Below are 8,695 nucleotides of genomic sequence, written 5' to 3'. Positions count from 1 at the left end.
GAAGATGTCCTTAAAAAGTCAAATCGAAAAATCAAAAAACTAATACAAAGTCAACTACAGCAATGGGTAGCAGCCTTACCTAACTATATCAAGGCTTATTTGCCGATTTCAGTATGCGAAGTTTGAGTAATTAATTAATTTCTTTGTGAGGAGGTGTTAAATGAAAAAGGCTGGATTATTGTTACTATTAATTATAGTTTGCTTTTCCCTCTTTATATATATTAGTAGTTTTCCAGAAAAAAAGATGCAAGAAGAGGGAATGTGGGGAGTAAATCTAGTTAGCCCATTATCTAACATTAACTCTCTAAAGCCAATAAAGATAGCGATTGTTGATAGTGGTATCAATAAAACTCATTTAGAATTCAAAGGGATATTATTTGAGGAATTTAATGCCATTAATCCAGATGTACAGATTAAAGATGATTTTGGGCATGGGACTGCAATTGCGGGGGTTATCGCTGCGCGTGGAGAAAACATTCGTGGTGTATTAAATAAAAATTTTAAATTATATGATGTTAAAGTGTTAGATGAGAATGGGCAAGGAAATATTGAAAATGTTGTAAGAGGTCTTAATTGGAGTATTGAACAGAATGTAGACATCATTAATATAAGCTTCGGATTTCAAAAAGACTATGATGAACTACAGTCAGTGATCAATAAGGCAATAAGTAAAAACATTATAGTTGTTGCTGCAGCAGGGAATACGCTTGGCACTTATGTTGACTATCCAGCGAAATATAATAATGTATTATCTATAACTTCAATTAACGATAAGTTAAAAAAAGACCCCTTTTCTGCTAGTGGAAAAGTTGATTATTCTGCTCCAGGAGTGAATATAAAATCAACTAACAATATCGGAGATTATAGCATATTTAATGGCACTTCTTTTGCAACTGCTTTTGCGACGGGTTCTATAGCCTGTTTACTATCTAAAAATAATAAGGATAGTATAGATTTAGGAGAATTGTTACAAGCACATACCTTGGATTTAGGTGTGAGTGGATATGATAAAGAGTTTGGACATGGATTGATTATTTGTAACTAAAAGGAGTATTGTTATGAAACGTTATTTAATAAGAATACTAGTTTTAACCTTGATGATTTCAGGAATTATGCCAAGTTTTTCAAGTGCAAATTCTAGTGAGAATATTATTGAAACTGGAAATGATAATGTTAGAGTTGAAGAAAGTAATGGAGAGGAATATGAGGTTAATATTGAAGAAGAGTTAAATGTAGATTTAGAAGAAGATATTGAGATGAAGGTAAAGGAAGTCTCACACGATGAAGTGGTAGTTTCAACCGAACTCGAGACAGAAGATTTATTAATAAACACCGATATGAGTATTGATGAGGGAACTGGTGAAGTAACACTCACTGGTACCACAGAATTAGAAAATGGGCAAGAAGCTACTCAAAGTTTTAACGTTGTGTTTGAGGAAATTGTGGGAACTGATTTTGTAGCAACCTTTATTGACCGAAAAACTGGAGAGTCTTATCAAGTAAATACTATTGACGCCCAAGCATCTATTGCACCTGCAATAATAGTCGGATTGGTAGCTAGATATGGTATTAAGTGGGCTATAAAGAAATACGGAAAGAAGTTTCTCATTAAAACTTTTAAGAATCAAGCAATTAAAAAGGCGATAAAAAAAGTTGCAAATTTTTCAGTGAGTAACAAGCATCTAAGTAATGCCGGTGGTAATTATCGTAAATTTAATACAACTAGTAAGAGTCAAGTAAATAAATGGATAAAAGAAGCCTTGAACTCAAAAAATGTTTCTGTATCCCTAAATGATAGTAAAAAATTATCATTTATTATCATTGCAGATCTTGGTAAAAAGATTGGTACTAAGGGGGAAACAAAAATAAAGATTGTTATAGGGTGGGACAGCATAATATGGACAGCATATCCAATAAAATAGAGTTTTTTTATCAATTTACTTCAAATGAATCAGATATTCCTAAAAGATTAAGAAAAGACTCTTCTACCGCATTTCGAATTGAAGGGGACTTCAAAATTAGAATAAATGATAAATTGTATTTTGAAGAAAATATTGCTTTATTAGAATTCTATTTATATTTAAATAAATGGATATCTAATATTGAGAAAAAAGGAACAGTTCCAGAATTCAGATATTATTCGCTTGAATATGATGAAGACGAACCGATTATATCGTTATTACCTTTTAATAAAAAAGCACGAATAAATTCCATTTGGGAAGTACAAAAAATTTATAATGTGTTTGATTTAAAATATATTGTTGAAAAATTAAAATCTCTATGTTTTCAATTGGGGGAAGATATAGAAAGTCATTATAATATTAAGTTAAAAACATACATAGATAAGGTACCCCTTAAGGAGTATTAATAATAACCCGAATGACAAAATGCGGATTTCCGTTAGTAAATGCATTTTTTATTAGATTCATGAAGACGCTATATACAATACCTTGCTATTAGCGTCTCGGCCGGCTCAGTAAAATTTGAGTCGGCTTTTTTATGTTGAAATATATATTACCGATACAATCGGTATTAACCGTTCATCTTTCCAGTTGTACAAATCGTCCAAGTTGCACTGACTTAATAGCTTTATCCCACATTCGGCAGGTGCCAAATTAAGAAATTTGATTTTTGAAGGGAAATGTTCCCTCCTCCTCGAAAAATATCACTAATGAATGATTGTGGGGGAATGATTCCGATGACACAGACGGATCAAATTTTGACACTTTCGGCTGGACCTCTCAATTGATTTCTGCCATTTGTGATGAGATAGGATTTGAAAAAATAAACGAACAGCTTGAATGGGACAAGAACCGCTGTCATTTATCACCTGGCACCCGCTTGAAAGCAAAGCAAGCGAATTCTAGAGCTGGCCGGCTATGATCTCTCCATGTATGTGTCGAAGAAAGCAGAAAATCAACCAAAGTAAGCTAAAATTGGGGTGAACTCGATTATGATTGTCGAACAAGAAAGGAAAATCTAGAAAAACGTCGAGAGAGATGTGAATAGATGGATTTTATAAACGGCACCTTAGAAAATAGGACATTCATAATTCTGAGGTGCCGAATATGGGCCAATAGAATTGAAGGAAAAATCAAATTTTCAAATATTGAGAAATAATAGCCTATTTGGTAATATACAAGGTGTGTCTTCCTATTCTGATTGAAATTGAAAGGAGAAAGACAATGCAAAAACTACTGTTAGCATCCCACTCTCCTCGTCGAAAAGAGCTCATGGAGCGATTAAGAGTTCCGTTTGAAGTGATGGGAAGTGATATTGAAGAGAAAATTGACCACAGTCAGTCACCTGATGAAATTGTTCAATCTTTAGCCTTTCAAAAAGCTTCATCGATTGCTAAACAGTATCCAGAGTGCTATACAATTGGAGCTGATACAATTGTTGTGTACGAAAATCAAATTTTAGGAAAACCGAAAGATGAACAGCATGCCTTTCAAATGCTCCATTCATTGTCTGGGAAAAAACATAAAGTGTTAACAGGTGTATCCATTCATTACCTTGAAAAACATGTTAATTTTTATGAGGAAACAGAAGTGACTTTTTGGGAACTATCTAAAGAGGAAATTTCATCCTACATTCAATCGAAGGAACCGTTTGATAAAGCAGGGGCATACGGAATTCAAGGGTTTGGATCACTTTTTGTAAAAGAAATAAAAGGGGACTATTTTAATGTAGTCGGTTTACCGATCGCATCCGTATATCGACAGTTAAAAAATCTCCATTTTCCTTTTTAAAAAATCAATGCCGGTAAGGGAAGGGATGAATAGATAAGGAGGATAACGTTATTAATGAAACCATTATCGATTCGTGACTTCCCGAAAAATGATCGTCCGAGAGAAAGAATGATGAATGAAGGTCCAGAAAGCTTATCAAACCATGAACTTTTAGCAATTCTGCTAAGAACAGGAACGAAAAATGAGTCTGTACTCCATTTATCTAACAAAGTTTTAAAACAGTTTGACGGATTGAGAATGTTGAAAGATGCGTCAATTGAAGAAATTACAAGCATACCTGGTATCGGTACAGCGAAGGCCGTACAAGTAATGGCCGCACTTGAACTAGGTAGGAGAGTTCATCAATTAACCTTCCAAGAGCGATATGCAATTCGTTCACCGAAGGATGCTGCAAACTATGTAATGGAAGAAATGCGCTTTTTAACACAAGAACATTTCGTATGCCTTTATTTAAACACCAAGAATCAAGTACTTCAAAAACGAACCGTGTTTATCGGAAGTTTAAACGCCTCTATTGTTCACCCTCGAGAAGTTTTTAAAGAAGCCTTAAAGCGCTCAGCCGCTTCAATTATTTGCATGCATAACCATCCATCAGGTGACCCAACGCCAAGTCGAGAAGATATAGAAGTGACAAAGCGTTTATCGGAATGTGGGAAACTCATAGGCATAGAAGTGTTAGACCATATTATCATTGGAGAGCAAAAATATGTGAGTTTAAAAGAAAAAGGATATTTGTAACACTTTTTTTTTGAGAAAATTACGTTATAATAATGTTTATGGGTTTTTTTGAAATTAGAAAATCATTGACCTTTTAAATAAAAATAAAACGAAATGGATGTCAATTCGATCAGAAAGGGAGATACAGTTCATGTTAGGAATTGGTACAAGAGACCTTGGGATAGACTTAGGAACTGCTAACACTTTAGTGTTTGTAAAAGGGAAAGGCGTTGTCGTTCGTGAGCCGTCTGTGGTTGCTTTACAAACAGATACGAAACAAATTGTTGCAGTTGGAAACGATGCGAAAAATATGATTGGTCGTACACCTGGTAATGTTGTCGCTTTACGTCCAATGAAAGACGGAGTCATTGCTGATTACGATACAACGGCAACGATGATGAAGTATTACATAAAGCAAGCTACAAAAAATAAAGGATTATTTTCACGTAAACCTTATATTATGGTATGTGTTCCGTCAGGCATTACGGCTGTAGAAGAACGTGCTGTAATCGATGCAACGAGACAAGCTGGAGCTCGGGATGCTTACACAATTGAAGAACCTTTTGCAGCAGCAATCGGAGCAAACCTTCCAGTTTGGGAGCCTACAGGTAGTATGGTTGTTGATATTGGTGGAGGAACGACGGAAGTTGCTATCATTTCATTAGGAGGTATCGTCACGAGCCAATCCATCCGTCTTGCCGGAGATGAAATGGATGATGCGATTATTAATTATATTCGAAAAACGTACAATTTAATGATCGGTGACAGAACGGCTGAAGCGATTAAATTGGAAATTGGTTCAGCTGACTCCTCTGAAGATATAGATAATATGGAAATACGCGGTCGTGATTTATTAACGGGATTACCGAAAACGATCGAAATATCAGCGAAAGAAGTTTCTGAAGCGCTACATGATACGGTTTATGCCATTGTGGATGCTGTTAAGAATACGTTAGAAAAAACTCCACCAGAATTAGCAGCGGACATTATGGATCGAGGAATTGTATTAACAGGTGGAGGGGCTTTATTACGAAATCTTGACAAAGTGATTAGTGAAGAAACGAACATGCCAGTTCTTATCGCGGAAAATCCGCTTGATTGTGTAGCGATTGGTACAGGTAAGGCGTTGGACCACATTCATTTATTTAAAAATCGAGCGAAAGATCACAGGTAGTTAGAGGTGTAAATCATGCCACAATTTTTATTAAATAAACGTTTAATCCTTTTGCTCGTAGGTGTTATTTTGCTAGTGGCATTGATTGGTTTTTCCTTTAAAAAGGATCGAAATCTTTCTTGGCCTGAGGAATTTATTCAAGATACGACTGGACTTGTCCAAAGTGTATTTCATAGGCCCGCTCAATATGTAGCGGGCTTCTTTGAAAATGTCAATGACTTATTAACTACATACGAAGAGAATGAAATATTACGGAGCCAGCTTAACAGTTATATGCAACTAGAAGAACGCATTCAACACTTAGAGTTAGAAAATAAAAAACTTAAAGAAGAACTAAATATTATGAATGAAAAAGATTTAAGTGATTTTGAATCGATTCGAGCAACGGTTTACGTGCGTAACCCTGATCAGTGGAACGATTTAATTAAAATTAATAAAGGTAAGATTCATGGTGTTGAAAAAGATATGGCTGTTATGACGGCAAAAGGATTAATAGGAAAAGTGAAAAGTACGAGTCAATTTACGTCAACGGTCCAATTATTAAGTGCCCCAAATCGTGAAAATCGAATTTCTGCTTTAATAACGACGGAAAAAGCAGCAGTATTTGGCTTAATCGAAGGCTTCGATACCGAACTAAAAGCACTAGAGATGAAAATTATTGAATCAGATACGGAAATTAAAAAGGGAGACGGTGTTACGACTTCTGGTTTAGGCGGTATTTTTCCTAAAGGGTTACCAATAGGAGAAGTCATTAAAGTTGAACCGGATGCTTATGGGCTATCGAAAATTGCTTATATTAAACCAGCCGCAGACTTTTATAATATTGAACATGTGATGGTAGTAAAGCGAGATATGCCAACTGTCGACATAAATGACACAACGGAAGAGGAAGAAGAAGAATGATTAAGCGTTTTTTTCTTCTGTTTGCGATATTTATTACATTTGTCATTGAGAGTATTTTTGTTGATTTAATCCCACTCCCATTTGTATCCGAACAACAGGTTGTGGTTCCGCATTTTTTAGTTGTTGCGATTATCGCGGTCACCGCTTACACAACCCAAGGATTCGGTATACTTTGCGGGATTCTTTTCGGCTTTTTGTATGATGTCGTTTACACAGAAGTCATAGGTATTTACACATTTTCTTATCCTGTTTTAGCTTTTTTAACGAGGCATGCTTTAAGAGCTTTTCATAATAATGCATTCGTACTCGTTTTATTAAGCATGGTGTCCATTTCGATTTTAGAATTTTATACTTACGGAATTTATTTGGCGATCGGTGTGACGAAACTTGATTTGCATACATTCATAAACAGCCGGCTCTTACCTACGTTAGCGGTTAATGTTTTAGTCTCTTTATTGTTAATCTATCCATTTAAACAATTTATTTTGAGCTTGCAGTTAGGACAAAATGAAGATTAAATTATGGTGAATTTAAAGGGATTTTAAAATCAAATGTCGAAATAGTTTTTGTGTTGAGGTGAACTTCGTGAAAGCTCAAAAACAATATTATGTAACGATTAAAGGGACAAAGGATGGATTAACTTTATATTTAGACGATTCATGCTCGTTTAAAGACCTTGAGCGGGAATTGGATATATTACTTTCAAAACGGCAATATGTTCAAGAAGATAGTCCGTTAATTGGGGTTATTTTAAAAGTTGGGAACCGTTATTTGACGGAACAGCAGGAAGAACGAATAAAAACGTTAATCCGGAAAAAACGAAACTTATTCGTGCAGTCCATCGAATCGAATGTCATGACAAAAGAAGAAGCGAAGAGATGGAAACAGGAAACAGAAATTGTATCGATTGCAAAAATTGTTCGTTCTGGACAAGTTATTAAAATAAATGGAGATTTATTATTAATAGGAGATGTAAATCCAGGAGGAACAGTTATAGCAACTGGAAATATTTTTGTAATGGGGTCTTTAAAGGGAAATGCTCATGCAGGATTTGAGGGTAACCGAGAGGCGGTCATTGCGGCATCCATTATGGCTCCATTACAGCTTCGCATTTCAAACGTACTAAGTCGACCGCAAGAAGAAAAGCATCATCAACATGTGAGTGGATCAATGGAGTGTGCTTATATAGACGATGATGCGATAGTCATTGAACGTTTACAACAACTATCACATCTTAGACCCAATTTAACTAGGTTTGAGGGGGAATGAATAATGGGTGAGGCAATAGTCATTACATCGGGTAAAGGTGGAGTGGGTAAGACGACAACCTCCGCTAACCTTGGAACGGCATTGGCTATATTCGGAAAAAAAGTTTGTTTAGTCGATACGGATATAGGACTAAGAAACTTAGATGTCGTCATGGGGTTAGAGAACCGGATCATTTACGACTTGGTAGACGTTGTGCAAGGTCGTTGCAAGCTTCATCAAGCACTTGTAAAAGATAAACGGTTTGATGGTTTACTATATTTATTACCTGCAGCCCAAACGAGTGATAAGTCAGCTGTCTCTCCTAATGAAATGGCGAAGCTTATTGAAGGGTTAAAGCAAGAATATGATTATATTATTATTGATTGTCCTGCTGGGATTGAGCAAGGATATAAGAATGCAGTTGCTGGTGCGGATAAGGCAATTGTTGTTACAACACCTGAGATTTCTGCTGTTCGAGATGCAGACCGAATTATCGGTTTGTTAGAAAAGGAAGATATAGAACCGCCAAAACTCATCATCAATCGTATTCGTAACCATCTTGTTCAAAACGGAGACATGTTGGAAGTCGATGAAATTGTTCAACACTTATCGATTGATCTAATTGGAATTGTTGCCGATGATGACGACGTAATAAAAGCCTCAAACAACGGTGAACCAATCGTTATGAACCCTGATAATAAAGCATCCATTGCCTATCGAAATATTGCCCGGAGAATTTTAGGTGAATCTGTTCCGCTCCTTGCCTTTGACGAGCCAGAAAAAGGTGTATTCGCAAAAATTAAACGATTTTTCGGAGTTAAAGTTTAATGAATCCTTATATTTAAAGCAATCTTCCAATGAAGATTGCTTTATTTTGTTGTGAAGAAAATGATAAAATTCC

Annotated in this window: 10 protein-coding genes; all 10 read left to right on the top strand. The window is 35.6% G+C overall.

Annotated features, from left to right (window positions below; translation table 11 throughout):
* Positions 1 to 160 precede the first annotated feature (160 nt).
* The 10 genes from MLD65_RS04705 (at position 161) to minD (ending at position 8,622) form a co-directional block, all read left to right on the top strand.
* The gene (locus MLD65_RS04705) at positions 161 to 1,045 is read left to right on the top strand and encodes a S8 family peptidase (RefSeq protein ID WP_243290705.1); all 885 of its coding nucleotides are present in this window, start codon (positions 161 to 163) and stop codon (positions 1,043 to 1,045) included.
* Positions 1,046 to 1,058: 13 nt separating this feature from the next.
* On the top strand, positions 1,059 to 1,922 hold the full coding sequence (locus tag MLD65_RS04700) for an SAR2788 family putative toxin (RefSeq protein ID WP_243290704.1): 864 nt from the start codon (positions 1,059 to 1,061) through the stop codon (positions 1,920 to 1,922).
* Complete coding sequence (locus MLD65_RS04695) at positions 1,898 to 2,368, top strand: DUF7878 domain-containing protein (protein ID WP_243290703.1); 471 nt, start codon at positions 1,898 to 1,900, stop codon at positions 2,366 to 2,368. Before MLD65_RS04700 ends, MLD65_RS04695 begins: the two co-directional genes overlap by 25 nt.
* 817 nt (positions 2,369 to 3,185) lie before the next feature.
* Positions 3,186 to 3,752, top strand: coding sequence for a Maf family protein (locus tag MLD65_RS04690; protein ID WP_243290702.1), 567 nt, complete (start codon positions 3,186 to 3,188; stop codon positions 3,750 to 3,752).
* 54 nt (positions 3,753 to 3,806) lie between these two features.
* Positions 3,807 to 4,490, top strand: a complete 684-nt coding sequence (radC, locus tag MLD65_RS04685) for a RadC family protein (protein ID WP_243290701.1) — start codon at positions 3,807 to 3,809, stop codon at positions 4,488 to 4,490.
* A gap of 130 nt (positions 4,491 to 4,620) precedes the next feature.
* Entirely contained in the window at positions 4,621 to 5,643 is a 1,023-nt protein-coding gene (locus MLD65_RS04680) for a rod shape-determining protein (RefSeq protein ID WP_243290700.1), read from the top strand.
* A gap of 15 nt (positions 5,644 to 5,658) precedes the next feature.
* Positions 5,659 to 6,546 (top strand): rod shape-determining protein MreC, encoded by an 888-nt coding sequence (gene mreC, locus MLD65_RS04675; protein ID WP_243290699.1) that lies wholly within the window; start codon positions 5,659 to 5,661, stop codon positions 6,544 to 6,546.
* Positions 6,543 to 7,064 (top strand): rod shape-determining protein MreD, encoded by a 522-nt coding sequence (gene mreD / locus MLD65_RS04670; RefSeq protein WP_243290698.1) that lies wholly within the window; start codon positions 6,543 to 6,545, stop codon positions 7,062 to 7,064. The genes mreC and mreD overlap by 4 nt, the downstream gene beginning before the upstream one ends.
* A 67-nt stretch (positions 7,065 to 7,131) precedes the next feature.
* Positions 7,132 to 7,815, top strand: coding sequence for a septum site-determining protein MinC (gene minC, locus MLD65_RS04665; RefSeq protein ID WP_243290697.1), 684 nt, complete (start codon positions 7,132 to 7,134; stop codon positions 7,813 to 7,815).
* A 3-nt stretch (positions 7,816 to 7,818) separates the two neighbouring features.
* On the top strand, positions 7,819 to 8,622 hold the full coding sequence (gene minD / locus MLD65_RS04660) for a septum site-determining protein MinD (protein ID WP_243290696.1): 804 nt from the start codon (positions 7,819 to 7,821) through the stop codon (positions 8,620 to 8,622).
* The last annotated feature ends 73 nt before the right edge of the window (positions 8,623 to 8,695 follow it).

This window comes from Bacillus sp. FJAT-47783 (assembly GCF_022808615.1).
GTDB lineage: Bacteria > Bacillota > Bacilli > Bacillales > Aeribacillaceae > Bacillus_BZ.
This window is presented reverse-complemented; position numbering and strand designations above follow the sequence as displayed.

Excerpts from the sequence above, each read along its gene's own strand:
- MLD65_RS04705 (WP_243290705.1), top strand. The coding sequence starts at position 161 with ATGAAAAAGGCTGGATTATTGTTACTATTAATTATAGTTTGCTTTTCC.
- MLD65_RS04700 (WP_243290704.1), top strand. The coding sequence starts at position 1,059 with ATGAAACGTTATTTAATAAGAATACTAGTTTTAACCTTGATGATTTCA.
- MLD65_RS04695 (WP_243290703.1), top strand. The coding sequence starts at position 1,898 with ATGGACAGCATATCCAATAAAATAGAGTTTTTTTATCAATTTACTTCA.
- MLD65_RS04690 (WP_243290702.1), top strand. The coding sequence starts at position 3,186 with ATGCAAAAACTACTGTTAGCATCCCACTCTCCTCGTCGAAAAGAGCTC.
- radC (WP_243290701.1), top strand. The coding sequence starts at position 3,807 with ATGAAACCATTATCGATTCGTGACTTCCCGAAAAATGATCGTCCGAGA.
- MLD65_RS04680 (WP_243290700.1), top strand. The coding sequence starts at position 4,621 with ATGTTAGGAATTGGTACAAGAGACCTTGGGATAGACTTAGGAACTGCT.
- mreC (WP_243290699.1), top strand. The coding sequence starts at position 5,659 with ATGCCACAATTTTTATTAAATAAACGTTTAATCCTTTTGCTCGTAGGT.
- mreD (WP_243290698.1), top strand. The coding sequence starts at position 6,543 with ATGATTAAGCGTTTTTTTCTTCTGTTTGCGATATTTATTACATTTGTC.
- minD (WP_243290696.1), top strand. The coding sequence starts at position 7,819 with ATGGGTGAGGCAATAGTCATTACATCGGGTAAAGGTGGAGTGGGTAAG.